Source organism: Antarcticibacterium arcticum, from assembly GCF_007993795.1.
Taxonomy (GTDB): Bacteria; Bacteroidota; Bacteroidia; order Flavobacteriales; family Flavobacteriaceae; genus Gillisia; species Gillisia arctica.
Window position 1 is genome coordinate 2,333,455 of the sequence record NZ_CP042476.1, and the last position, 24,057, is coordinate 2,357,511.

Here is a 24,057-nt window from a genome sequence, read left to right on the forward strand (position 1 = left end):
ATTAAGATTACCTAATATCGGGAAAACATTGCAGAAGAGTTTTAAACCTATCCCAAAATTTGAATTTGAATTAATAAATGTGCCGGTTGAAGCTCTTTATTTCAAAAGTTCCTGGTGTATGGCTTCTATAGTTTCCACATTATCTACCCCCAAGCCTTCCTGCTGGTGAACCATTACCCCTTCTTTATCAAAAACGCTTATAATATTAGAGTGGGAGAAATCTATGGGAGAGATCTGTTTGTAACTTACCGCAAGTACGGTGGCAAATTCCCTGGTATCCTCCGGGGTGCCCCTAAGGAACAGCCAATGATCATTTTCCATTTTATTTTCTACTGAAAAATTTTTCAGGCGTTGGGGAGTATCGGTCTCAGGATCTATGCTTACCATAATAAACTTCAGTTTACCCAGATCTTTTTGCGGCATTTGTTTTTCTATATTCCGCATATCGGCTACCAAACGTGGGCAGGCGGCTGTACAGGAAGTATATATCATTACCATGACCAGCACATGGCCCTGAAGGTCCTTCAGCTCAATATTCTTATTATGCTGCGTGGTCCAGGTGGCAGGTAAATTATAAATGGAAAGTTCCGGGATATCGTTATTAAGATCTGTTAGCGCGGCTGAATTACCTTCAGCTAAAACATCGCCGTTCTTGACCCCTGTTTTGTTACATCCTGTGAAACTTATTATTAAGACCAGTAATAATATTAATTTTTTCATTTTATTGAATTTTAGAGTGATGTTGTTTCAACATCCTGAACACACCTGAAGCCCAGGTTTTTTATGGAATAACTTGCTTTCACACTTCCCCTGAATGCATAGCGCATAAATGCGGCATAATTCATTAGATCTGACGCGCCAACTGCAGATGCCCCGCAAAAAAGGTTGTTATCGCCGGTAGAATCATTGCGGGATTCTCCCGATATCAATACCGAATTAAAGTCCAGGGTCCATTCCCAAACCAATCCGTGAAGGTCATACACACCCCAGTAATTCTTAAAGGTAGAGCCAATTTTTTTATCAAAAGTATTAGGGGTTTCATACCACCCAAGAATGAATTGGTTATAAGCTACTTCTTCCCTTGCATCGGGTTTGGTCTTACTGGCCATGGCCGCATATTCCCATTCATCTACGGTGGGCAACCTTTTTCCCTGGCACTCACAGTAATTTTTAGCGGCATACCATGAAATATTGGTCACAGGGGAATCCGGGTGCTGGGCAGTTGAAAAATTATCATCATCCTTCCAGTTTATAAGGTAACTTTCATCTGCAAACAATTTTTTTACCTTGGAGCGTTTCCATTGAGGATTGGACTGCAGGAATTCCCGGAATTTTTTATTCGTTACTGGATAAACATCCATTTTAAAATCATTTACCTTAACTGCCTCCTTTGTGCCGTAAAGCGGTATAAATTCCCCGCCTTTAATATTCACCATAGTTGCAGATTGGCAATACGCCTGACCATGTATGGTGAGTAAGATCCCTATTACCAATCTGCCTATAGTTTTCATCTTAATATTTTTTAAATAATTACTTAACCTTTTTCACCATTTCGGGGGTTACTTCGGTTTTATTATTGCCCCAGTTATTGTAGATATAAGTCATTACATCTGCAATTTCTTCATCAGAAATAGCGACTTTGGGCATCATACTGTTGTATTTTGTACCATTAACCGTTATTTCTCCAGATAAGCCGTATTTTACCACACCAATCGCCCTGTGTACATCTGCATTCAGGTAATCTGATTTTGCAAGGGGAGGGAAAGCATTTGGAATACCCTGGCCTGTTGCCTGGTGACAAGCGAAACAGTTTTGAGTATATACGCTTTTACCTCGTTCCATTTTCTCTGCCAGTGATGATGAAACAGGCGTAGAAGGGGAAGGGCCACTTGCAGCCTCGTCTGCCACTTCTACAGAAGAGAGTACTGCATTACCGGGATTGTAGGCCTTCTCTTCTATTTTTCCTCCAAATACCTTTTTATTCTCTTTTCCTTCTACCTTCAGAATTCCTAAAGCCCCTTTATTAAAAGCTCTGAAGATGGAGTGATCTACCAATACCAGGTCTCCCGGAACGTCTACCTTAAATTCTACTATGGCAGCTCCTCCCGCAGGAATAAGGGTGGTTTGCACATTCTCGTTTACCATGCTACCACCTTCAACAAATACCTTATCAAAAATTTCCCCTATCACGTGGAAAGATGATACCAGATTGGGACCACCGTTGCCAACAAATAGTCGTACGGTTTCTCCAACTTCGGCGGTTATTGCATTGCTACCTGTAAGAGCTCCCACGCTTCCGTTAAACACCACGTAATCTGCCTTCTCATCTATGGCTTTTTGCATATCAAAAGCCTGTAATCCTCTTTCCCCGTTCTTTCCTTCAGTATAGAAATCTCCCTGCATGATATAGTATTCCTTATCTACAGGAGGTAATCCACCTTCCGGCTCCACCAGGATAAGACCATACATTCCGTTTGCAATGTGCATTCCCACAGGAGCGGTAGCACAGTGATAAACATATAATCCCGGATTCATTGTTTTAAAGGTAAAAACAGCTTCACGGCCGGGTGCTACAAAGGAAGATTCGGCACCACCGCCAGGACCTGTTACCGCATGTAGATCTATATTATGAGGTAACTTGCTATCGGGGTGATTTTTTAGGTGAAACTCTATCTCATCACCTACGCGGGTTCTTATAAAACTTCCTGGCACTGTCCCGTCAAAGGTCCAGTACACATAACTTACCCCATCGCTCATCTCCATTTCTTTTTCAACCACCTCCATATTGACAATTAATTTGGTGGGTGCTCTCTTTCCAATAGCTCTTGGCACAAATGGCGGCGCTGTCAACTCGGCTTCAAATTCGCCATAGATCCTCATTTGCTCCGGATTCTCTTTTGCGGCTACCGCTTTCTCACAAGATGTAAAGAGTCCGGCTGCAAGGGCAGCGATAAAAAACAGTGCAATAACATATTTTTGCAGTAATCTATAAAGGTATTCCATGATATGGTTTTTTTAGTGTGACATTTTACTCCTTACAAATCTCCACAACCTCAGTCTCTTAGAAGATGACCTCAATCATAAATGCTAAAAAAATCTTAAAAAATTTTTAGGGAAAAACCTGATCTTAATCATATTTCACCCAACATCAAGCCTGTAGTTTTGTACCCTTATATTATATAGGAATGAGTGTAATCTATGTCTTATTAACAATAAGTATAATTGTGGCTTTGATCTTTTTTGTCGCATTCATAGTGGCGGTAAGAAGTGGCCAGTTTGACGATGATTATACTCCTTCTGTAAGAATTCTTTTTGATGATGAGTTGGTCATTGCAAAAGATCAAAAACCAAAATCCAGTAACAACAAAAAAGTAAATTAAGTATGGAATTGCAGCAGTTCTATTACGACAATAAGATCGTAAAAAACTTCATCTATGCAACCCTCTTCTGGGGAGTGATCGGGATGTCTGTCGGGTTATTATTAGCCTTCTTATTCTTATTTCCAAATTTAACCGATGGGATCTCCTGGTTAAGTTTTGGCCGTCTTCGCCCCTTACATACCAACGCGGTGATCTTTGCCTTTGTGGGCAACGCCATTTTTGCGGGTGTTTATTATTCTACACAGCGCTTACTTAAGGCAAGGATGTACAGTGATAAACTAAGCCAGATCAACTTCTGGGGTGGCAGGCCATTATTGTGGCAGCTGCTATAACCCTCCCATTGGGAATTACCAGTTCCAAGGAATATGCAGAGCTGGAATGGCCTCTGGATATTGCCATTGCAGTGGTTTGGATAGTTTTTGGCTGGAACCTTATAGCCACCATTTTTAAAAGAAGACAACGCCATCTTTACGTTGCCATCTGGTTTTACCTGGCCACCTTTGTTACCGTGGCGGTATTGCACATTTTTAACAGCCTTGCCCTTCCGGTAGGATTATTTAAAAGTTATTCGGCCTACGCAGGGGTGCAGGATGCCCTGGTACAATGGTGGTATGGCCACAATGCGGTGGCATTCTTCCTTACTACCCCTTCCTTGGGTTGATGTATTACTTTATTCCGAAAGCTGCCAACAGGCCGGTTTACTCCTATAAACTTTCTATTATTCACTTCTGGTCCCTCATCTTTATCTATATATGGGCAGGACCTCACCATTTACTTTATTCGGCATTACCAGATTGGGCACAGAATCTTGGGGTAGCTTTCTCTGTAATGTTACTTATGCCATCCTGGGGTGGTATGATAAACGGACTTCTAACCCTTCGTGGGGCATGGGACAAGGTAAAGGCAGACCCTGTACTTAAATTCTTTGTGGTGGCTTTAACAGGTTACGGTATGGCAACATTTGAAGGGCCTATGCTTTCCCTTAAAAATGTAAATGCTATTGCGCATTTTAGTGACTGGATTATTGCCCACGTACACGTGGGAGCCCTGGCCTGGAATGGTTTTCTAACCTTTGGTATGGTATACTGGCTTATCCCAAGGATGTTCAAAACCAAATTATATTCTATAAAACTGGCCAACATACATTTCTGGACAGGAACCCTTGGTATTATAATTTATACCATCCCTATGTATGTGGCAGGTTTTGTACAGGCCTCTATGTGGAAACAATTTAATCCTGACGGTACTTTAACTTACGGTAACTTTCTTGAAACCGTAACCGAAATAATCCCAATGTACTGGATGCGTGCCATTGGAGGAAGTTTATTTATTGCGGGTATGTTCATTCTAATCTACAACGTTTATAAAACAATAAAGACAGGACAAGAGGTAACAGATGAGTTGGCCGAAGCTGCCCCGCTTCAAAAGATCTCAGGAAAGAGATTGGTGGGAGAAGGTTTTCACACCTGGCTGGAACGTAAACCTGTTCAATTGACCATTCTTGCTACTATTGCAATCCTGATAGGGGGAATTATCCAGATAGTTCCCACCATACTTGTAAAATCCAACATCCCAACCATTACCAGTGTAAAACCCTATACTCCGCTGGAACTGGAAGGACGGGATATTTATATACGGGAAAGCTGTGTCTCCTGCCACTCACAAATGGTAAGGCCCTTCCGCAGTGAGGTGGAACGCTATGGAGAATTTTCAAAAGCCGGAGAATATGTATATGACCATCCATTTCTTTGGGGAAGTAAGAGAACAGGGCCGGATCTCATGCGTGTAGGAGGAAAATATTCAGACAACTGGCACTTCAACCATATGTATGACCCTCAAAGTACTTCAGCGGGTTCAATTATGCCCGGTTATAAATGGCTTATTACAGATGAGCATGACCGTTCTAAAACCCAGCAGAAAATGGAAGTTATGGTAAAACTGGGTGTCCCATATACTATAGAGGAGATCACCAATGCACAGGCTTTAATGAATGCCCAGGCAACCCAAATTGAGAAGAACCTGTATAATGACCCCGATTTTGTAAGAACCTATGAAGCCGATAAAAAATATGCTGAAGAGAATGGTCTGGATTTCGTTGAAATGAGAAACCGGGAGATCATAGCGCTTATCGCCTATATGCAGCGCCTGGGAACGGACATTAAGGTAAAAGACCCTGAAGTATCAAGCACAACTAAAAAATAACAAGCCATGTTCAAATTTGTAAAAGGCCATATGGAGACAATTGCCGGGGTAGAAATCTTCCCCATTATCTCCCTGCTTATATTCTTTATATTTTTTGTGATCCTGTTCTGGTGGGTATTTACTGCCGGAAAAGATTACCTGAAAACCATGGAAGAAATTCCCCTTGAACCCGAAAACGACCAAAACCTATGAGAAATATGATTCCCGGCTGGATAAGAGTTCCCGTACTATTTTTAATTGTAGTAGGAATAACCGAATATTTTATAGATTCAGGAAAGCAGTTTGCATTTATTGAATACCCTATTTTACAACTGGTGCTCCTTGTTGCCCTGCTATTCCTTATTTCTGCTGAAATAATAGTAGACGCAGTAGAGAATACCATGTTTAAAACCCTTGCGCCAGATGCCAAAGAGCGCTATATGCTGGAAAAGCAAAAAAGGGCAGAAAAATACAGCCTTAACCGCTGGTTCAAACAAATGACCTATGCCCAGCCCGAAGAAAGGGACCTGGAACTGGACCATAATTATGACGGAATAAAGGAGCTGGACAACAAGCTCCCACCCTGGTGGCTTTATTCATTTTACCTTACCATCATTTTTGCATTTGGGTATATGGCCTATTATCACATATTTGATGGCGACACCCAGTTAACAGAATTTGAAAAAGAAATGGCCAGCGCGCAAATTGCCGTTGAAGAATATAAGAAAAATGCCCCCGATCTTGTTGATGCGGAAAGTGTGGTTGTCTTAACTGATGCTGCCGACATTGAGAAAGGAAATGCACTTTATCAAATCAATTGTATGGCCTGTCATGCTGCTGATGGCGGTGGTGGAATTGGACCCAATCTTACAGATGAGCTTTGGATACTGGGCGGTGGAATAAAGAACATCTTTCATACTATAAGTGAAGGTGGCCGGGCCGGAAAAGGAATGATCGCCTGGAAATCTACCCTTAGCCCGTCAGAGATACAGCAGGTATCCAGTTACATTTTAACCCTGGAGGGAACAACCCCGGCCAATCCTAAGGTAGCCGAAGGAGACGTTTGGAGCGAAGAGTAAACCAAGGAAAGAGGAAAAAATATAATGAAGGAAGATGATATAAGTTACAGAGATAGAATAGGCACGATGACCAGTGAGGGAAAACGTGCCTGGATCTACCCCAAAAAACCTGAAGGTAAATTCTACAACTACAGGACCTGGTTAACTTATGTTTTATTGGCACTATTAATAGCCAGCCCTTTTATTCATATAAACGGGAATCAATTCATGCTCTTCAACGTTTTGGGAAGGGAATTTAATGTATTTGGACTTCCTTTCTGGCCTCAGGATTTTTACCTGGGAGTTGTGGTGATGATTATTTCTGTACTTATCATTACATTTTTCACCGTAGCCTTTGGAAGGCTTTTTTGTGGGTGGATATGCCCGCAAACCATCTTTATGGAAATGGTCTTCAGGAAGATCGAGTACTGGATTGAGGGAGACCGTGGCTCCCAGATGCGGCTGGATAAACAAGAGTGGAATTCAGAAAAAATAAGAAAAAAGGGATTCAAATGGTTCCTTTTCTTCATTATCTCCTTTATAATCGCCAATGTATTTCTCGCATACCTCATAAGCAGTAAAAAGCTGTTGAGATATATTGAGACCGGTCCCATAGAGAATCTTTGCACATTTGTGGCCCTGCTCATTTTTACCGGGGTCTTCTATTTTATTTTCGCCTGGTTTAGAGAACAGGTTTGCACCATTGCCTGCCCCTACGGGAGGCTTCAAAGTGTATTGCTGGATAATAAATCTATTGTGGTGGCATATAACCATAAACGTGGGGAAAGAGAAAAGGGCCGCTCGAAATTTAAAAAGAATGAAAACAGGGCGGCGCTGGGCAAAGGTGATTGTATAGATTGCTTCCAGTGTGTTAATGTGTGCCCCACAGGAATTGATATAAGAAATGGCACCCAACTCGAATGCATTAATTGTACAGCATGTATTGATGCCTGCGATGCAATAATGGAAAAAGTAGACCTTCCAAAAGGCCTTATTGGTTTCTATTCAGAAGAAAGTATTGAAAGGGAGCAAAAATTCACTTTCACCCCCAGGATGAAGGGTTTTGCTGCCATTTTATTTGTATTGGTGGGATTGCTGTCGGGGATGCTGTTTCTGCGGAATGATGTTGAAGCTAATATCCTAAGGCTTCCGGGCCAGTTATACGAGCAGGAGGCAAATAATATTATTAGTAATGTTTACACCTTTAAACTTATAAATAAAACTACCGGCAAATTTGAAGACGTTCATTTTAAACTTCTTTCCCATAAAGGGTCTATAGAATCTGTCACCCACGGGAGTATGACCATTCCTGAAAAAGGACTGGCAGAAGGAACATTATTCATTAAGCTAAATGGCGCAATTTTAAACGGAGAAAAAGAAGAGGTGGAAATTGGGATCTATAGTGGAGATAAGCTAATTGAAACCACTAAAACAAATTTTATGGGCCCGCGCACTTTTAGATAAGTTTATTAAGGAAGCCCAATATTTAAAATTAAAAGATATTTAAAATGAATTTAAAAATTAACTGGGGTACTGGCATCGTCTTAGCCATTTTAAGTTTTATGACCTTTATTATCTACCTGGTGGTAACCATGACCACAAATCAGGAGTTCACCCACGATCTTGTGGTAGAAGAATATTACAAGCAGGAACTTAGTTTCCAGGATCAACTCAACAGGGAGACAAACTCTCAAAGCCTGCGAAGGAATATTCAATTTGAGCAAACTGAAGACGGAGTTGTGATCTATTTCCCTTCCAATATGGAGGTTTCTAAAATAACCGGAAAAATACTGTTTTATCGTCCATCAGATAAAAAAATGGACTTTAATATCCCAATTGAACTAACCTCACACGAGATTCTTATACCCGGCAGATTCCTGGAAAAAGGCCGTTGGAATATTGAAATAGACTGGGGTTATGAAAAGGAAGCCTATTACTATAAAAAAGAATTTACATACTAATGCTCTTAACCGCGCTCATATTTGGACTGCTTGGAAGTTTTCACTGCATTGGAATGTGCGGGCCTATTGCATTTATGCTTCCGGTTTCCCGGAATAACGAAGTAAAAAAGTTTTTCCAGATCTTCCTGTATCATGCCGGCAGGCTGGTTTCCTACGGGACCATAGGCCTGGCTTTTGGATTGGTGGGTAAAAGTCTGGATCTGTTTGGTTTTCAGCAGCAGTTATCTATTTTAATTGGAGTACTTATGATCGCGGTGATCCTTGTACCCGCGGTAAAGTTTCAAAAATATAATTTGTCACTTCCTTTATATAGGATTATTGGTAAAATTAAATCATCGCTGGGTGCAGCTCTAAAAAAGAAATCTCCTGATACCTTCTTCACTATTGGATTCTTAAATGGATTTTTGCCCTGTGGCTTGGTTTATATGGCGGTTTTTGGGGCTATTGCAACAGGAAATATAATGCAAGGAGGGCTTTATATGGTATTATTCGGGTTGGGAACCATTCCCCTTATGACCACTGCAGTATACTTTGGAAGATTGTTAAATGGGGTAATGCGTCAAAAAATAAGAAAATTGATCCCCGTTGCAGTGGTGCTCATAGGATTATTATTCATTTTAAGAGGGCTTGGATTAGGTATTCCTTACATATCTCCCACCCAAAATACCGAAAAGATCACTTCTCACATGGTTTGCCATTAAAATTTAAAAAGAAATAATAAACCAATCAAAAAGATCCATCCCGCGATGGATCTTTTATTTTTCTGAAAATGAGTAGCATAATAAATGCCACAAAATAAACGGAATTTGGATTTATGAAAACTTTGGCAAAAGCTGACTGCCGTCATATAATATAAGGCATTCCTGATGCAACTTTGTATCAAATTAAAAACCATAATCATGAACACTTTAAAAAATTTAAAACTAGCACTTGGAACCCTACTTATAATGATTGTGACTACACAAATCTCAGTAGCCCAAACATACAATTTGAACAATGCTTCTTCTTCACTTAAGGTGGAGGGAACCTCCAATGTTCACGACTGGGAACTTGAGGCAAAAGAGCAACAAGGTAAAATTGTGGCCGAGTTGGATAACGGTCAACTTGTAAAGATCACTCAGCTTGATTTTACCGTGAAAGCAGAAAGTCTTAAAAGCGGAAAATCGGGAATGGATAAGAATACTTACAAAGCTTTGAACACAGATAAGCACAAGCAAATCACTTATAAGCTTACCAAAGTGAACAACATAGATTGTACAAAAACCGGAAGCTGTAAAGTTACTACCAGTGGAACCTTAACCATCGCGGGGAATTCAAAACCAATCGATATCACTTTTGATGCTAAGATCACCGGCGATAAGATCACCCTAACCGGCAGCAAAGCCTTAAAAATGTCTGAATACAAGGTAGATCCACCAACAGCAATGTTTGGAACCATCACCACCGGAGACCAGGTAACTATTAAATTTCAATCAAACTTTACCAAATAATTCAAATAATCAAATTCAACAATTAATTTAATCAAAATGAAAAACTCAATTAAATATTTAGCTCTTCTTTTCCTTGCAGTATTTGCTCTGCAGGCGCAAGCACAACAACGAGACCTGGATAATTTCAGGCCACTTGACCAACGAGGCATTAACGTTTTTGAAGCCCCTAAGGATACTGTAAGCACTTTTGACGGTGTTAGAGTAAGAGTTGGTGGTGCATCTACTATACAATTCCAGGCCCTTGATCACGAATCTAATGGCACCTGGAACTTAGACGGAACTCCTGTTGCTCCAGGTACTACAGCTACCGGAAAGCTTGTTGAAATAGGAAGTAACTTTAACCTGCCTACAGCTAACCTTGATTTAGATGTGGCTTTAGCTCCGGGCTTAAGAATGCACCTTAGAACCTATCTTTCTTCACGTCACCACCCAGAGCCTTATGTAAAGGACGGTTATATCCAGGTTGACGGGCTGGACTTCATAAGCGAAGGATTGATGAGCGACCTAATGGATAATCTTACCGTGAAGATAGGACATATGGAAATTAACTATGGTGATGCACACTTCAGAAGAAGTGATAACGCTCAAACCATCTACAACCCCTTCGTAGAAAATCTTATAATGGATTCTTTTACAACAGAGGTAGGTGCTGAAGTGTACTACAGACAGAGCGGATTCCTTGCAATGGTTGGTGCTACCAATGGTAAACTAAACCAGAACGTTTCCAACCCATCTGCAAACGGTGTTTCCTGGGTTGGTAAATTAGGATATGATAATGCACAGTTTGCAGATCCTGACGGACTAAGATTTAGATTAACAGGATCTGTATATACTACTCACCAGGTTCCAACTGCCTACCTTTATGGAGCTGACCGTGCAGGTTCAAGATACTATATGGTAATGGAGCAAGTAGGTGCAACCCCAGCAGGTAATTTCTCCTCAGGACGTTACAACCCTTCTTTTGGAAACGAGATGACTGCCTATATGATCAACCCATTTGTGAAGTTTGGAGGTCTTGAATTCTTTGGAACCTATGAAATTGCTGATGGTAAACGTTCAACTCAGGTTGACAAACGTTCTTTCACACAAATGGCCGGAGAATTGATCTACAGATTTGGAGCTGATGAGAAGTTCTACGTAGGTGGACGTTACAACACTGTAAATGGTGATGACGTGAGTGGTGTGGAAATTGATATCACCAGAATGCAACTATCTGCAGGTTGGTTCTTAACTAAGAACGTTCTAACAAAAATTGAATATGTTAACCAGGAATACGATGGTTTCCGTCCAAACAGCAAATTTCACGACGGTAAATTCAATGGCCTAATGGTTGAAGCTGCGATAAGTTTCTAATCCTCTTCAGGAAAATAACACATAAATGGGAGGACATAAAGTTCTCCCATTTTTAATTTAAACCATTGAAAAATCTGCAACCTTTCGAACTATTTTGGAATAGATTATGCAATTAATGAAAGAATGAAGGTCTTTTAATTTATGGGGTTAAATAAGCCGGGAGTGCCTGATATTAATGAAATGGGAGCCGGTATAATACAAATTACAATCGCTATGAAAATCTTTAAAATTATCACTTTTTTATTAATGTTCACCACTTTGGGTTTTGCTCAAAGTGCCAGCAGTAACAAGACTGTGAACATCCTTCCAAACAGCAAACTTACCATAACCGGAGATACTAACATAAGTGATTTTTCCTGCGCCTTTAATTCTCAAATGATCCCTTCAACCAGAAAGGTAAAAGTGAAAGAGGTAAACAGTGAATTTCATTTTGAAAATGCCATCCTTAAACTGGACAATACAGGTTTTGATTGCGGCAGTAAAGGGATCAATAAAGATTTTCACGCATTAATCAAAACAGAAGAATATCCCGAGATCTCGCTGGAATTAAAAAAACTTTGTATCAATACTCCCTCACAGGCCACTGCAGATCTTTTTATTTCTATAGCGGGCAAGACAAAAGCCTATAAATTACCTGTGAAGATCGTAGATGGAAAAATTCCCCAGTACAAGGGAAACCTTTCCCTTAATATAAACGACTTCAATTTGAAACCACCCAAAAAGGTATTCGGGTTAATTGTGGTTAAAGAGGATATAGACATCAACTTTCATTTGAACGTAGAAAAATAGACCCATGAACACTTCATTAAACATAGTATCTGCTCAAGAAGCAGTATCTCTTATAAAATCAGGGCAGCGCATATTTTTGCAGGGAGCTGCCATGACGCCAAATGTTTTAATTAATGCCCTGTGCGAACGTTATAACGAACTAAAAGGAGTAGAGCTTTTCCAGATACATACAGAAGGAGAAGCACGGTATACGATAGCCCCATTCAACGAGGCCTTTATTACTATAAGTTGTTTTGTGGGGGGAAACGTGAGAAAAGCGGTGAATTCTACCTTTGGTGCATATATCCCAATCTTCCTTAGCGAAATACACTTGCTTTTCAGAAAGAATATATTACCCATAGACGTGGCTTTTATCCAGGTTAGTCCACCAGATAAACACGGATATTGTTCCCTTGGTGTTTCAGTAGATATAACCCTGCCGGCGATTCAAACCGCGAAAATGGTAATTGCCCAGATCAATCCCAATGTTCCCAGAACGCATGGGGACGGGATCATTCACATTGACAGGATCCACGCTTTGGTTGAGGTAAATGAGCCTATCCATACATCGGTAATTTCAACCCCTACAAAAGTTGAACTGCAAATAGGAAAACACGTGGCCGCCCTGATAGAGGACGGGGCAACCCTTCAAATGGGGATTGGTGGGATACCAAACGTAGTACTTAATAACCTTATGAATCACAAGCGCCTGGGCATTCATACTGAAATGTTTTCAGACGGGATCTTGCCGCTCATTGAAAAAGGGATCATTACCGGGGAAGAAAAAAAGGTAAAAACCGGAAAGCTGGTTACGTGTTTTGCTGTAGGCACCCAAAAATTGTATGATTTTATAGATGATAATCCGGTGGTGCATTTTAAAGAAGCCGCTTATACCAATGATACCGCCATTATTAGAAAAAATCCTAAAGTAACGGCTATTAACAGCGCTATTGAAATTGACCTTACCGGGCAGGTTTGTGCAGATACCATTGGAAAATATCAATATTCGGGAGTAGGTGGTCAAATGGATTTTATACGGGGGGCATCCCTCTCTGAAGGCGGAAAGGCTATTATTGCTATGCCATCTGTTACCAATAAGGGGATATCTAAAATAGTTCCCTTTTTAAAAGAAGGAGCTGGAGTTACTACTACCCGCGCCCACGTGCACTACATTGCTACCGAATATGGAATTGTAAATCTCTACGGAAAGAATTTAAAGCAAAGAGCAAAGGAGCTTATTTCAATTGCGCACCCGGACCACAGGGAAGCACTGGAAAAGGCAACTTTTGAAAGATTACATATTCTGGTCTAGATCATTTGAGGCCGATAAACTTTGTGATATGGCACATTGATTTGAAAGAATTCTTTAAATTGTACAATGTTTCAAAATTCCAAATAAGAAACGGGTATTACGGGTTTTCGAACACAAACGAAGTTGGAATATTTCGAAGTGTAAGTGCAAAATTATACAAACAAAAAATATCCTGATATGAAAAGTAGTTTTAGCGAAATAATAAAGGATGAAAAACCTGTACTGGTCGATTTTTTTGCCGATTGGTGCGGGCCCTGCAAAATGCTTGCTCCCATCCTTAAAGATGCGAAAGCAGAACTTGGAGATTCGGTAAAGATTGTAAAGATTGATGTAGATAAAAACCAGGAACTCGCCGCAAAATACCAGGTGAGAGGTGTGCCCACACTTATTTTATTTAAAAAAGGAGAGCAGCTCTGGAGACAATCCGGCGTGGTACAAAAAGCAGATCTGGTTCAATTGATCAAATCTCACGCGTAATTCAATAAATGATCTCAACTAATTTACTTCTGGATTTTGGCGGAAAAATCACAACTTACCCAAAAGGCGCACAGCTTTTCAGGGAAGGAGAAACGGCCTTGAATTATTACCAGGTAGTTTCAGGAGAAGTAAAAATGAATAATTATAATCTCGACGGAAAAGAATTTATTCAGGGCATCTTTGCTTCCGGCCAAAGCTTTGGGGAACCACCACTATTTGCCGATGTTAAATATCCGGCCAATGCCGAAGCATTGAGCGATAGTGAGGTAATCCAGCTTCACAAATCCCAATTTCTGGAACTGCTTGCCTCCCACCCCGATGTACATTTAAAGATGACAGAAACCCTGGCGAAAAGGCTTTTTTATAAAGCTATTATGGTTTCAGAGATCTCCAGCCAGGAACCTGAACACCGAATTTTACGTATCCTGGATTATTTAAAAAAGCACGTTCATAAACTGGATGGCCCGTTTTCATTTAAGGTAGACCTTACCCGCCAGCAAATCGCAGATCTTACCGGTTTAAGGGTTGAAACCGTGATAAGGGCAACCAAGGCCCTGGAGAAAAAAGGAGAACTTAAAATAAAAAGCAGAAAAGTTTACAGGTAGGCACAAACATTTTAGATTTCAATTTTCTCCCAATCTTCAAATTTGGGAATTTATGATCGAGGTCATATTAGGTCTTTCTCTTCCTTTTTAATTTTATCCCCTAATTAAATACCGGATAAAATGAAACTTTACGATGTATTATACAAAGATTTTGAGGACCTGTTTGTTGGATATTCTGCGGTGGCGGTCATTCTTTCAAGTTGTTTAGGATCTGCTGCGGCCCTTGTAATATTAATGAACGGGCACGATGTTTTTCAAATGACCCAGCTCTTTTTAGTTGTGGTGGTATGCATGGGATACAATGCCACAGTTCTGGCCAACCTAAAGCCGAAAATTGTTTTTAATGCGTTGATCATAAGTCTTGTTGTAAGTGTCCTATTAATCGCATATAATGTCTTTCTGAGATATTAGTTAACAGATCTTAATAGATAAATTATTAATTTCCCTTCTTAAAACAGGGTACATTTGTCTGCTCAAAAAGTAATTATAATGAAAGAAGATATACAGAACAGGGGTGATGTTTACACCCTTGTTTCTGCCTTTTATACCAAAGTGCGGGACAATAAGGAGATTGGCCATTTTTTTAATGAGACCATTCATAACTGGCCGGAACACCTGGAAAAACTAACAGATTTCTGGGAAACTAACCTTTTTATGGTAAGTAAATTTCGTGGAAATCCCATGAAAGCCCACAAAGAAGTTGACCAGCAATTTGAACATAGTATAGAGCAAAAGCATTTTGGAGAATGGCTCAATATGTGGTTTGCCACAGTAGATGAATTATTTGAAGGAGACCGGGCAAATATTGCGAAAAACAGGGCCAGGAATATGGCACACAACCTCTTTATGAATATGTATCAAAGCAGGCTTTCATAAACCAGAAAATTTAACCCCTTCATATTTTTGATATTCCGTGAATTTTAAACCCTCACGGAATTTTCTTTATATGGTCATAGAAAACAATTGGGTTTCCGGGGCCTTTCTTTGCAAAAGCATGTCAAATGCCATACATACATTTCTTACGTAAGGCCTCCCTTTTTCGGTAATTTCAATGCTTTGCTCTTTGATCTTTAAAAGCCCGTCATTTTCCATTTCCCTTAAATTTTCAAGGACTCCAAATAACTCCGGAAAAAACATTTGCGGGTCTTCCCATGACGTTTCCAGCCGGCACATAAGGTTTAAAATATGCTGTCTTATCATTTCATCCTCCCCGGTTAAAATATGCCCCCTGTATAGGGGTAATTCATTTTGATCCAGGCGATCATAGTAATCTTCTATCTTTTTTTCATTTTGGGCGAAACCGGTCCAGCTGTCACTAATTGCTGAAACCCCGAGACCAATCATAACTTTGGTCTTGGAAGTGGTATAACCCATAAAATTACGGTGCAGTTTTTTATCTTCCACAGCCTTATATAAGGAATCTGTTTTAAGGGCAAAATGATCCATGCCTATTTCCACATAACCGGCCTCAGCCAGAAGTTGTTTCCCCGTTTCATACATCTCCGTTTTCACAGCTGCCGTAGGAAGATCCTTTTCCTCAAAGCCCCGTTGCCCGTTCCCTTTGATCCAGGGTACGTGAGCGTAGCTGTAAAATGCAATACGGTCCGGCATCAATTCTTTGGTTTTTTCGATTGTGGTCTTAATATGTTCTACAGTTTGAAACGGCAGTCCAAAAATGATATCATGGCCCACAGAGGTGTATCCGGTTTTTCTGGCATTCTCTGTAGCATTCTTAACGTTAACAAATGGCTGGAAACGATGTATGGCTAGTTGCACTTCAAGATTATAATCCTGTACCCCGTAACTTACCCTACGAAAGCCAAGATCATATAAAGTTTCCAGGTGCTCTATTTTTGTATTATTGGGGTGGCCTTCAAAACTGAAATCAAAATCTTCAGCTCTCAGACTTTTTTCAAAAATCCCTTCAATAAGCATACGAAGGTTTTCCGGAGAAAAAAAAGTGGGTGTACCACCTCCCAGATGGATCTCCCTGATATAGGGTGTGCCGGGCAGTAAATTGGTATATAATTCCCATTCCTTGAGAACCGCTGTAATATAGGGAGATTCTACCTCGTGCCTCTTGGTAATGCGCTTATTGCAACCGCAAAAAGTGCATAAACTTTCGCAAAAAGGCAAATGAATATAGAGGCTAATCCCTTCTTTTTCATTGCTCTCTGAAAAAGACCTTTTCAAGGAATCCTTATAGGTTTGAACTGAAAAAAGATCGGTATTCCAGTAAGGCACCGTAGGATAGCTGGTGTACCTTGGCCCGGCTACATTGTATTTCTGAATTAGATTCACGTTCATTATTCCAATATTTCGTGAAACAAAAATACCGCGCGTATACTTTTTATAATATGATTTGTATCAGGTTCAACCCATAAAGAGAACAGCGGGACTTATGAAGACCTGTCGGCCACGCCCTCAACCCTTGAAGCGCTATCATTTTTGGAGAGGGTAAGGCGAACCGTGCTATCCTCATCTGCTCTTAGATCGTGAGGTACGTCTCCATCCAGGTACACAAGGTCGCCTTTCACAAGATCGTGGTTCCTGCCCTCTACCCCGAAGCTTATACGGCCTTCAAAAATTTCAACTACAATGGGATAAGGGGTTTTATGTTCCTTCATGACCTGCCCCTTTTTCATTGCAATTCGCAGCTCCCGGGAGCTATCGGTATCCATTAAAACCTTTACGGCAGGTTTTGTATCGTTATATTCAAGATCATTTATTAGGGACGCGCTTTTCATAATTATTGGTTTTACAGTTCCAGTGAATTTACGAAAAATGAACGGAAGGGAGGAGCTCTTTTGTGACAAAGGCTCCTGGGGAAACCATCAAAATAAACCAGGGAAGAAGAAAAAAGTGGGTGATACTGGGTTCGAACCAGTGACCCCTACCTTGTCGAGGTAGTGCTCTGAACCAACTGAGCTAATCACCCTTTTAGGAAATTTGAATTCGAAGATATTAAATTATTTGATATCCCGGGTGATCTCTTTAGCCTGCTTTAAGGTTGGTTGGTATATTTCGCCCTTTCAGGTCTTGGATGGGGGGATTTCGCTTTCTCATCCCGCTTCAAGGAATGTTGATGTATGCCGCCCTTTCAGGGCTTGGATGGTGGGATTTCGCTTTTTCATCCCGCTTTACGGGATGCTGATATATGACGCCCTTTCAGGGCTTTTCTAATGAGAAGGTTTCTTTTGTTGGCCGGGCCGGTGTAATCGGGCCTGATCCTTATAAATTTTGTTCCAATTAGTGAAAGGGCAATGCGAGATAGCGCAGATTTGCAATCCGTGCTTCTTTCATTAAATTTCTTAAATAAAAAAGGCTTCCAAAAATGGAAGCCTTTTGTGGGCAATGAGTCCCGATAGCTATCGGGAGAACCCCCGAAATCCAATATTTCTTAAATAAAAAAGGCTTCCAAAAATGGAAGCCTTTTGTGGGCAATGAGTCCCGATAGCTATCGGGAGAAACGCCGAAACCCAATATTTCTTAAATAAAAAAAGGCTTCCAAAAATGGAAGCCTTTTGTGGGCAATGAGTCCCGATAGCTATCGGGAGAACCCCCCGGGATCCAATATTTCTTAAATAAAAAAAGGCTTCCAAAAATGGAAGCCTTTTGTGGGCAATGAGGGGTTCGAACCCCCGACCCCTCGGTGTAAACGAGGTGCTCTGAACCAGCTGAGCTAATTGCCCTCTTTGCTTGATTAGCGGATGCAAATATAGAGCACTTTTTCAATTCCGCAAACTAATTTTGAAAAAAAATCAAATTATTTCTGCCACTGTAAATGTGCTTCCTCCTACATAGATCACATCCTTATTTGAGGCACTTTTCAGGGCTTCATCGTATGCTTTTGAAACTGAAGAATATACCTCCCCTTTCAAACCAAATTCCTTTGCATTTCCCTTTAAAAATTCAGCATCCATACCCCTTGGAACGTCGGGTTTACAAAAATAATAAATCGCCTCTTTTGGAAATAAAGGCAGGATCTTTCCAAGATCTTTGTCATTTACCACCCCCATTACAATATGCAACCTATCAAATTGTTCACTTGCCAGTTGGCTTAATGCATATTTAAGTCCTTCGGCATTATGGGCTGTATCGCAAATTACCCTGGGTTCTACCTGTAATATATCCCATCTACCGCGAAGCCCGGTGTTGATCTTTACTTTCAGCAGTCCTTGGGTTATATTTTCTTCAGTAATTTTCCAGGAGGAGTTTTTAGTAAGTCGTTTTAAGGCCGTAAGCACCGTCCTTATATTCTTAACCTGATAAGCTCCTGTGAGATCTGAAGGATAATTTTCAACTTCAGAGTCTTCAGCAAAAATAATTTCTGAATTTAATCTCGCGGCTGTTTCAGAAAACACAGGCTTTGTTTCGGGTTGGTTTTCGCCAATTATAACCGGCACACCGGGTTTGATGATCCCCGCTTTTTCTGCGGCAATCTCTGCCAGGGAATTTCCCAATATTTCGGTATGATCCAATCCAATATTGGTGATCACAGAAAGTTGAGGAGTAATTATATTGGTAGAGTCCAGTCTTCCGCCCAGGCCTACCTCTATAATGGCAATATCTACCTGCTCCCGGCTAAAATAATCAAATGCCATTCCTACTGTCATTTCAAAAAAGGAGAGCTTATTGGCCTCGAAAAATGATTTATTCTCTGCAATGAAATTTATAACAGATTCTTCCGGGATTTCCCTGCCGTTGATCTTAATACGCTCCCTGAAATCCTTTAAATGGGGGGAAGTATATAAGCCTACTTTATAACCTGCTTCCTGCAATACCGAAGCAAGCATATGGCTCACAGAACCTTTGCCGTTGGTACCTGCCACATGAATTGATTTGAAATTATGTTGTGGTTTTTTTAGGTGGGTTGCAAGAAGAATAGTATTGGAAAGGTCTTTTTTAAACGCGGCCGCGCCTATACGCTGGTACATAGGTAACTGTTGGAACATCCAATCAACAGTCTGAGAATAATCTGGCACTTATTCAGATAATTTGAAGTTGTAAACAATTGTTCCTACCTGTCTTGCAGGTGCTTTGGAATCACTGTTAAAACGTGTTGCAAGCGCAGCCCGCTTGGCAGGATCCAGTAAACAGGCGGCACTGTTGGTAGTACCTTTAACACCGGGCGTGGCTTTTGTAACCTGCCCGCTTTGATTCACTTCAATTTGGACCACCACAAGGCCGGCTTCATTACAATCCTGAACAATACGTTCTTTATTTAGTGCGCGTCTTCCACCCAACCTGTAATTTCCATCACCGTCAAGTCCCATTCCATTACCATAGTACGAACTTGCCGAAGGGTCTCCATCGGGGCTTCCTTTATCTCCTGCAGCCTGATCATTTCCTTCGCCCCCCGTTGCAGTTCCGTTGCTTTTTGGCCCGTTTAAAATGCTGCTTAAGGCATCTGTAGTAGATTTGGAAGGGGTAGGATCCGGTTGTTTGGCAGGTTCCACCTTTTTAGGCTCTACCGGCTTTTCATTTACAACAGGTTTCTTTTCGGTTTTCTTTTCTATTACCGGAGCTTCCACACTTTCCTGGGTTACCACTTCTTCCACCACCGGTTTAGGTTGTGATACTACGGGATTGGTGGTAGGCTGTGGGGCCGACTTTACAGGCTCTGTAGGTTGTACATCCCCCGATCCCACTTCAGAATTACCAAAATTAATGGCAATCCCGCTTTCAGGTGGCGGGTCAAGATATTTCAATCCTAAAAATAACAATAACACAATTAACAACACGTGTATGATCACCGTGATGGTAAAGGATTTCTTCTCGTGTTTTGTGTCCAGGAAACTCACTGCTTCTGTCTTTTAATTATTTTCCGGTTTTACTGCCAGCACAATCTTGTACCTGTTTCTGTTGGCAATATCCATAACATTTACCGCTTTTTCAATTGGCACGCCTTCTTCTGCCCTCAGAATAATGGTGGGATCTTCTTCTCCCGCCAGTTTTTGCTTTAATGTAGCTTCCAGTGCCGACTGGCTTACCCTTTCACTATTAATGTACACCTGTAAATCCTTGGTGATACTCACCGAAAGACTGGATACATTGGTGGTCTTCCCTTTTGCCTTTGGCAGGATCAAGTCCAGGGCCTCGGGCGTGATGGCAGGCGATGTTAGCATAAAGAAGATCAATAACAGGAAAACAATATCTGTCATGGAACTCATACTAAAATCTGCACTTACCTTATTTCTACTTCTTAAGTTCATACTAAGCCGGCTCGTTTAACAGGTCAAGGAAATCTACTGCTGTAGCTTCCATTTGGTGTACCACTTTATCTGTTTTTACAACCAGGTGGTTATAACCTATATAAGCAATAATACCTACTATTAAACCGGCAACTGTGGTGGTCATCGCAGTATAAATACCTTCTGCCAGCACCCCCATTTCTGCCTGCCCGCTGCTTGTGGCCAGGGCATGGAAAGCTAAAACCATACCAATTACAGTTCCAAGGAACCCAATCATGGGAGCGGCTCCTGCAATGGTTGCAAGAATACTTACATTTTTCTCCAACTTGTAAACTTCCAGTCTACCGGCATTCTCTATGGCGGTATTTATATCTTCCAGTGGGCTTCCTATACGGGAGATCCCTTTTTCGGTTAATCTTGCAACCGGGGAATTTGTCTGGGCACAACGTATTTTGGCAGATTCAATATTCCCGTTCAATACGCTGTCTTTAATTTGCAACATAAAATTTTGATCAACCTCTGTAGCAGCTTTGATAGCAAAAAGCCTTTCAAAATAAATATAAACTGCAACAAATAAAAGGATAAAAAGGATCCCGATGATCACCTGGCCTCCTATGCCACCACTCATCATGAGATCAAACAAAGACAAAGTTTTTTCTTCTACGACCGGTTCAACCTCCAGGGCTGTTTGTGTAAGGTCCTCTTGCTGGAAAAAGTATAGCATAAATTAATTTAGGTTTTTTAATGTAACGTGAGTTTGCAGTTTTAATTGTAAATATAAAATTATACCAGCTGTTTTAATGCGATTTCAAACGCCGTGCGGCTTATATTGGTTTTTGAGCTGTTGTTATCATAGGTATTCTGTATGGCATTTTGAATGGTCATAGAGATATCGTTAAAGATAGCCTCATCTGTCATTTGCACCCTGCGTTCCATGAAATAAGCAAAAACTCGGGCCATTCCACAGTTTGCAATAAAATCCGGGATCACACTTACTTTCCCGTCTATGTGTTCCATAATAGGACCAAAGAATATTTCCTTATCGGCAAAAGGAACATTTGCACCAGAGGAGATAACTTCCAGCCCACCATCAATTAAGGATTCCACCTGCGATTGTGTTACCAGCCTTGAGGCAGCACAAGGTGCAAAAATTTCAGCATTTAACTTCCAGATCTTCTCATTCATTTCATCAAAAGGAATAAGATCATGATTTTTCAAAGTATTGCCAGATTTATTAAGGAAAAAATCTTTTATCTCTTCAAAACTGTAGCCGTTTTCATTGATCAACCCTCCATCTCTGTCAATAATACCCACTATTTTAGCTCCCATCTGGGCAAGATAAAAAGCAGCTGCAGATCCAACATTACCAAATCCCTGCACAATGGCTTTTTTACCTTTTACGTCCCCGCCGTAAATGGAATAATAATGCTTTACGGCTTCGGCAACACCGTAACCCGTGATCATATCGGCTACCGTGTATTTCCGGTTTATATCAGGAGTATATTGAGAGTTTTCCAACACCTTGATCACCCCGTGGCGCAATTGGCCAATGCGGTTGATCTTATCGGCTTCAGTAGGTTGAAAATGCCCGTTGAAAACGCCCTCCTGTGGGTGCCAAACCCCGCAATCTTCAGTAATTGGAATAACTTCATGGATCTCGTCTACATTTAAGTCTCCACCTGTACCGTAATAACTTTTAAGCAACGGGGAAACCGCTTTGAACCAACGCTCTAAAACCCCTTTTTTTCTTGGGTCTGCAGGGTCAAAGTTTATACCAGACTTTGCTCCGCCAATAGCAGGGCCGGAAACGGTGAATTTCACTTCCATGGTTTTTGCCAGGGAAAGCACTTCATTCATATCAAGTCCTTTTCTCATTCGGGTACCCCCACCTGCGGCCCCACCACGTAATGAATTTATAACCGTCCAGCCTTCAGCTTCGGTTTCACGGTCTTTCCAGTTAAATACTATTTCAGGAGATTTATTTTCATATAAATTCAGTAATTCTTTCATTTCCAGATTTTATTGTTTTAAAGGACATTTATAACATCCATATGATCATTCGTCTATTTAAGAAACATTTTATGGAAAATGCTTCATGAAATTTTCAATTTGGGAGCAAATATAAAAAACTAATAAGCCGTTTTGTTGTTATATCCGGAATTTTAAGGAAGAAAAATAACTCCAGAACTATGGTCATTTTCTGCCCCGGTAACAGAGCTCAGAACATTTACCTCTCCCCGCAATTTTAGCACCCCGAGAAAACCGAAAATAAGGGCCTCCTTGAAATTTATGATCTCTGCAGAAGGTATAACAAGCCGGGTTTGCGTCATTTTTTTTATTTGCTGAATTAAACATGTATTAAAGCAACCTCCACCGGTCACTAAAACATCTTCATCTTCCTCATTCCCCAATTCTTTTGAAATTTGCATGGCCACGTGCATGCACCAGGTTCTAAGAATGGAAGGAATATCTGCTTCATATTTTTTCAAAACAGGAAGTATCTCTTTATTTACCCATTCTATTCCTAGGGATTTAGGAGCCGGTTGTTTATAATAAGGTAAGCCTTCAAGCTCTTCGAGTAATTCAGGGTTTAAATGACCCGATCTGGCAACTTCACCATCCCTGTCGTATTCCATTCCCAATTTTTCAGCATAATAATTCAGCACCGTGTTCACCGCACAAATATCATAGGCAAACCTTTGCCCCTTCACCGAAGTTGAAATATTTGCAAAACCTCCAAGATTCAGGCAGTATTTATATTCCGGAAAGAGCAGTTTATCCCCTATTGGTACCAGGGGGGCACCCTGCCCGCCCAGGGCTACATCCTGCACGCGAAAATCGCATACTACAGTTTGCCCTGTAAGCTCCGCCAGCTCCGGCAAATTGCCAATTTGAAGCGTTAATCCATTTTCAGGCTCATGCTTTATAGTGTGGCCGTGGCTGCACACCGCATCAAGGTCGGTTATATTATTATCTTTAATAAATTTTGAAATTACCTTCGCCAGATATTCTGTATATCTTTCATCAAGTTCTTGTAACTCTTCAGGGTCCTCCTTAATGGCGTTTGTAAGATCGGCTTTCCAGTCCCCGCTATAGGGTATGGTTGCAGAAGATTCAATTTTAAAACTCCAGTGGCCTATCTTATTAAATTGTATAAAAGCCAAATCTATTCCGTCCAGGGAAGTGCCGGACATAACCCCAATTATCTTGTACTCGTTCTTTTTCATATTCGTAAAAATAATTATTCTTTATTGAATTATAGGCCTCAAAAACTTATC

At 40.8% G+C, this 24,057-nt stretch carries 25 protein-coding genes, 2 tRNA genes and 1 pseudogene; 15 read left to right on the top strand and 13 right to left on the bottom strand.

The window, feature by feature from the left end; all coding sequences use genetic code 11:
* Positions 1-96: 96 nt before the first annotated feature.
* The 3 genes from FK178_RS10510 to nirK are packed head-to-tail and all read right to left on the bottom strand — an operon-like array spanning position 97 to position 3,003.
* Positions 97-720, bottom strand: coding sequence for an SCO family protein (locus FK178_RS10510; protein ID WP_146834625.1), 624 nt, complete (start codon positions 718-720; stop codon positions 97-99).
* 11 nt (positions 721-731) lie between these two features.
* Entirely contained in the window at positions 732-1,511 is a 780-nt protein-coding gene (locus tag FK178_RS10515) for a formylglycine-generating enzyme family protein (protein ID WP_146834628.1), read from the bottom strand.
* A gap of 19 nt (positions 1,512-1,530) precedes the next feature.
* The gene (gene nirK, locus FK178_RS10520; RefSeq protein WP_146834631.1) at positions 1,531-3,003 is read right to left on the bottom strand and encodes a copper-containing nitrite reductase; all 1,473 of its coding nucleotides are present in this window, start codon (positions 3,001-3,003) and stop codon (positions 1,531-1,533) included.
* A 182-nt stretch (positions 3,004-3,185) separates the two neighbouring features.
* Here nirK and ccoS point away from each other — a divergent pair, with 182 nt between their 5' ends.
* From ccoS to FK178_RS10595, 15 genes and pseudogenes are all read left to right on the top strand, one after another.
* On the top strand, positions 3,186-3,380 hold the full coding sequence (ccoS, locus tag FK178_RS10525) for a cbb3-type cytochrome oxidase assembly protein CcoS (RefSeq protein WP_146834634.1): 195 nt from the start codon (positions 3,186-3,188) through the stop codon (positions 3,378-3,380).
* Positions 3,381-3,382: 2 nt separating this feature from the next.
* Positions 3,383-5,582, top strand: a pseudogene (gene ccoN, locus FK178_RS10530) (cytochrome-c oxidase, cbb3-type subunit I).
* A gap of 6 nt (positions 5,583-5,588) precedes the next feature.
* Positions 5,589-5,774: a CcoQ/FixQ family Cbb3-type cytochrome c oxidase assembly chaperone gene (locus tag FK178_RS10535; RefSeq protein WP_146834637.1), complete on the top strand. Its 186-nt coding sequence runs from the start codon at positions 5,589-5,591 to the stop codon at positions 5,772-5,774.
* Positions 5,771-6,640 carry a cbb3-type cytochrome c oxidase N-terminal domain-containing protein gene (locus tag FK178_RS10540; protein WP_146834640.1) on the top strand — a complete coding sequence of 290 codons (870 nt, stop codon included), beginning with the start codon at positions 5,771-5,773 and terminating at the stop codon, positions 6,638-6,640. Before FK178_RS10535 ends, FK178_RS10540 begins: the two co-directional genes overlap by 4 nt.
* A gap of 24 nt (positions 6,641-6,664) precedes the next feature.
* Complete coding sequence (gene ccoG / locus FK178_RS10545) at positions 6,665-8,083, top strand: cytochrome c oxidase accessory protein CcoG (RefSeq protein WP_146834643.1); 1,419 nt, start codon at positions 6,665-6,667, stop codon at positions 8,081-8,083.
* A 44-nt stretch (positions 8,084-8,127) separates the two neighbouring features.
* Positions 8,128-8,580 (top strand): FixH family protein, encoded by a 453-nt coding sequence (locus tag FK178_RS10550; RefSeq protein WP_146834646.1) that lies wholly within the window; start codon positions 8,128-8,130, stop codon positions 8,578-8,580.
* Positions 8,580-9,281, top strand: a complete 702-nt coding sequence (locus tag FK178_RS10555) for a sulfite exporter TauE/SafE family protein (RefSeq protein WP_146834649.1) — start codon at positions 8,580-8,582, stop codon at positions 9,279-9,281. Before FK178_RS10550 ends, FK178_RS10555 begins: the two co-directional genes overlap by 1 nt.
* Positions 9,282-9,479: 198 nt before the next feature.
* Positions 9,480-10,070 (top strand): YceI family protein, encoded by a 591-nt coding sequence (locus tag FK178_RS10560; protein ID WP_146834652.1) that lies wholly within the window; start codon positions 9,480-9,482, stop codon positions 10,068-10,070.
* A gap of 36 nt (positions 10,071-10,106) precedes the next feature.
* Complete coding sequence (locus tag FK178_RS10565) at positions 10,107-11,423, top strand: hypothetical protein (protein ID WP_146834655.1); 1,317 nt, start codon at positions 10,107-10,109, stop codon at positions 11,421-11,423.
* A 213-nt stretch (positions 11,424-11,636) separates the two neighbouring features.
* On the top strand, positions 11,637-12,212 hold the full coding sequence (locus FK178_RS10570; protein WP_168194587.1) for a YceI family protein: 576 nt from the start codon (positions 11,637-11,639) through the stop codon (positions 12,210-12,212).
* A gap of 4 nt (positions 12,213-12,216) precedes the next feature.
* The gene (locus FK178_RS10575; protein ID WP_146834661.1) at positions 12,217-13,503 is read left to right on the top strand and encodes an acetyl-CoA hydrolase/transferase family protein; all 1,287 of its coding nucleotides are present in this window, start codon (positions 12,217-12,219) and stop codon (positions 13,501-13,503) included.
* 177 nt (positions 13,504-13,680) lie between these two features.
* Positions 13,681-13,980 (top strand): thioredoxin, encoded by a 300-nt coding sequence (gene trxA, locus FK178_RS10580; RefSeq protein WP_146834664.1) that lies wholly within the window; start codon positions 13,681-13,683, stop codon positions 13,978-13,980.
* Between the two features lie 8 nt (positions 13,981-13,988).
* On the top strand, positions 13,989-14,585 hold the full coding sequence (locus tag FK178_RS10585) for a Crp/Fnr family transcriptional regulator (protein WP_146834667.1): 597 nt from the start codon (positions 13,989-13,991) through the stop codon (positions 14,583-14,585).
* Between the two features lie 120 nt (positions 14,586-14,705).
* Complete coding sequence (locus tag FK178_RS10590; protein WP_146834670.1) at positions 14,706-14,996, top strand: hypothetical protein; 291 nt, start codon at positions 14,706-14,708, stop codon at positions 14,994-14,996.
* Between the two features lie 78 nt (positions 14,997-15,074).
* On the top strand, positions 15,075-15,461 hold the full coding sequence (locus FK178_RS10595; protein ID WP_146834673.1) for a group III truncated hemoglobin: 387 nt from the start codon (positions 15,075-15,077) through the stop codon (positions 15,459-15,461).
* 66 nt (positions 15,462-15,527) lie between these two features.
* Here FK178_RS10595 and hemN read toward each other — a convergent pair whose 3' ends face one another.
* The 10 genes from hemN to FK178_RS10645 form a co-directional block, all read right to left on the bottom strand.
* The gene (gene hemN / locus FK178_RS10600) at positions 15,528-16,892 is read right to left on the bottom strand and encodes an oxygen-independent coproporphyrinogen III oxidase (RefSeq protein ID WP_146834676.1); all 1,365 of its coding nucleotides are present in this window, start codon (positions 16,890-16,892) and stop codon (positions 15,528-15,530) included.
* A 92-nt stretch (positions 16,893-16,984) separates the two neighbouring features.
* Positions 16,985-17,332 carry a cupin domain-containing protein gene (locus FK178_RS10605; protein WP_146834679.1) on the bottom strand — a complete coding sequence of 116 codons (348 nt, stop codon included), beginning with the start codon at positions 17,330-17,332 and terminating at the stop codon, positions 16,985-16,987.
* A gap of 116 nt (positions 17,333-17,448) precedes the next feature.
* A tRNA-Val gene (locus FK178_RS10610) sits at positions 17,449-17,523 on the bottom strand.
* Positions 17,524-18,203: 680 nt separating this feature from the next.
* Positions 18,204-18,277 (bottom strand) — tRNA-Val (locus FK178_RS10615).
* Positions 18,278-18,346: 69 nt separating this feature from the next.
* Positions 18,347-19,522, bottom strand: a complete 1,176-nt coding sequence (locus FK178_RS10620; protein ID WP_240793818.1) for a bifunctional folylpolyglutamate synthase/dihydrofolate synthase — start codon at positions 19,520-19,522, stop codon at positions 18,347-18,349.
* Positions 19,523-19,570: 48 nt separating this feature from the next.
* The gene (locus tag FK178_RS10625) at positions 19,571-20,389 is read right to left on the bottom strand and encodes an energy transducer TonB (protein ID WP_146834682.1); all 819 of its coding nucleotides are present in this window, start codon (positions 20,387-20,389) and stop codon (positions 19,571-19,573) included.
* A 12-nt stretch (positions 20,390-20,401) separates the two neighbouring features.
* A complete protein-coding gene (locus FK178_RS10630; protein ID WP_146834685.1) occupies positions 20,402-20,800 on the bottom strand; it encodes an ExbD/TolR family protein in 399 nt (132 codons plus the stop codon).
* A 1-nt stretch (position 20,801) separates the two neighbouring features.
* Positions 20,802-21,503 (bottom strand): MotA/TolQ/ExbB proton channel family protein, encoded by a 702-nt coding sequence (locus FK178_RS10635; RefSeq protein ID WP_146834689.1) that lies wholly within the window; start codon positions 21,501-21,503, stop codon positions 20,802-20,804.
* Between the two features lie 59 nt (positions 21,504-21,562).
* On the bottom strand, positions 21,563-22,789 hold the full coding sequence (locus FK178_RS10640; RefSeq protein ID WP_146834693.1) for a Glu/Leu/Phe/Val dehydrogenase dimerization domain-containing protein: 1,227 nt from the start codon (positions 22,787-22,789) through the stop codon (positions 21,563-21,565).
* Between the two features lie 152 nt (positions 22,790-22,941).
* Positions 22,942-24,006 carry an anhydro-N-acetylmuramic acid kinase gene (locus tag FK178_RS10645; RefSeq protein ID WP_146834696.1) on the bottom strand — a complete coding sequence of 355 codons (1,065 nt, stop codon included), beginning with the start codon at positions 24,004-24,006 and terminating at the stop codon, positions 22,942-22,944.
* Between the last annotated feature and the right edge of the window lie 51 nt (positions 24,007-24,057).

Bases quoted from the DNA above. Each gene is read 5' to 3' on its own strand.
- FK178_RS10510 (WP_146834625.1), bottom strand. From the start codon at position 720: ATGAAAAAATTAATATTATTACTGGTCTTAATAATAAGTTTCACAGGA.
- FK178_RS10515 (WP_146834628.1), bottom strand. From the start codon at position 1,511: ATGAAAACTATAGGCAGATTGGTAATAGGGATCTTACTCACCATACAT.
- nirK (WP_146834631.1), bottom strand. From the start codon at position 3,003: ATGGAATACCTTTATAGATTACTGCAAAAATATGTTATTGCACTGTTT.
- ccoS (WP_146834634.1), top strand. From the start codon at position 3,186: ATGAGTGTAATCTATGTCTTATTAACAATAAGTATAATTGTGGCTTTG.
- FK178_RS10535 (WP_146834637.1), top strand. From the start codon at position 5,589: ATGTTCAAATTTGTAAAAGGCCATATGGAGACAATTGCCGGGGTAGAA.
- FK178_RS10540 (WP_146834640.1), top strand. From the start codon at position 5,771: ATGAGAAATATGATTCCCGGCTGGATAAGAGTTCCCGTACTATTTTTA.
- ccoG (WP_146834643.1), top strand. From the start codon at position 6,665: ATGAAGGAAGATGATATAAGTTACAGAGATAGAATAGGCACGATGACC.
- FK178_RS10550 (WP_146834646.1), top strand. From the start codon at position 8,128: ATGAATTTAAAAATTAACTGGGGTACTGGCATCGTCTTAGCCATTTTA.
- FK178_RS10555 (WP_146834649.1), top strand. From the start codon at position 8,580: ATGCTCTTAACCGCGCTCATATTTGGACTGCTTGGAAGTTTTCACTGC.
- FK178_RS10560 (WP_146834652.1), top strand. From the start codon at position 9,480: ATGAACACTTTAAAAAATTTAAAACTAGCACTTGGAACCCTACTTATA.
- FK178_RS10565 (WP_146834655.1), top strand. From the start codon at position 10,107: ATGAAAAACTCAATTAAATATTTAGCTCTTCTTTTCCTTGCAGTATTT.
- FK178_RS10570 (WP_168194587.1), top strand. From the start codon at position 11,637: ATGAAAATCTTTAAAATTATCACTTTTTTATTAATGTTCACCACTTTG.
- FK178_RS10575 (WP_146834661.1), top strand. From the start codon at position 12,217: ATGAACACTTCATTAAACATAGTATCTGCTCAAGAAGCAGTATCTCTT.
- trxA (WP_146834664.1), top strand. From the start codon at position 13,681: ATGAAAAGTAGTTTTAGCGAAATAATAAAGGATGAAAAACCTGTACTG.
- FK178_RS10585 (WP_146834667.1), top strand. From the start codon at position 13,989: ATGATCTCAACTAATTTACTTCTGGATTTTGGCGGAAAAATCACAACT.
- FK178_RS10590 (WP_146834670.1), top strand. From the start codon at position 14,706: ATGAAACTTTACGATGTATTATACAAAGATTTTGAGGACCTGTTTGTT.
- FK178_RS10595 (WP_146834673.1), top strand. From the start codon at position 15,075: ATGAAAGAAGATATACAGAACAGGGGTGATGTTTACACCCTTGTTTCT.
- hemN (WP_146834676.1), bottom strand. From the start codon at position 16,892: ATGAACGTGAATCTAATTCAGAAATACAATGTAGCCGGGCCAAGGTAC.
- FK178_RS10605 (WP_146834679.1), bottom strand. From the start codon at position 17,332: ATGAAAAGCGCGTCCCTAATAAATGATCTTGAATATAACGATACAAAA.
- FK178_RS10620 (WP_240793818.1), bottom strand. From the start codon at position 19,522: ATGTACCAGCGTATAGGCGCGGCCGCGTTTAAAAAAGACCTTTCCAAT.
- FK178_RS10630 (WP_146834685.1), bottom strand. From the start codon at position 20,800: ATGAACTTAAGAAGTAGAAATAAGGTAAGTGCAGATTTTAGTATGAGT.
- FK178_RS10635 (WP_146834689.1), bottom strand. From the start codon at position 21,503: ATGCTATACTTTTTCCAGCAAGAGGACCTTACACAAACAGCCCTGGAG.
- FK178_RS10640 (WP_146834693.1), bottom strand. From the start codon at position 22,789: ATGAAAGAATTACTGAATTTATATGAAAATAAATCTCCTGAAATAGTA.
- FK178_RS10645 (WP_146834696.1), bottom strand. From the start codon at position 24,006: ATGAAAAAGAACGAGTACAAGATAATTGGGGTTATGTCCGGCACTTCC.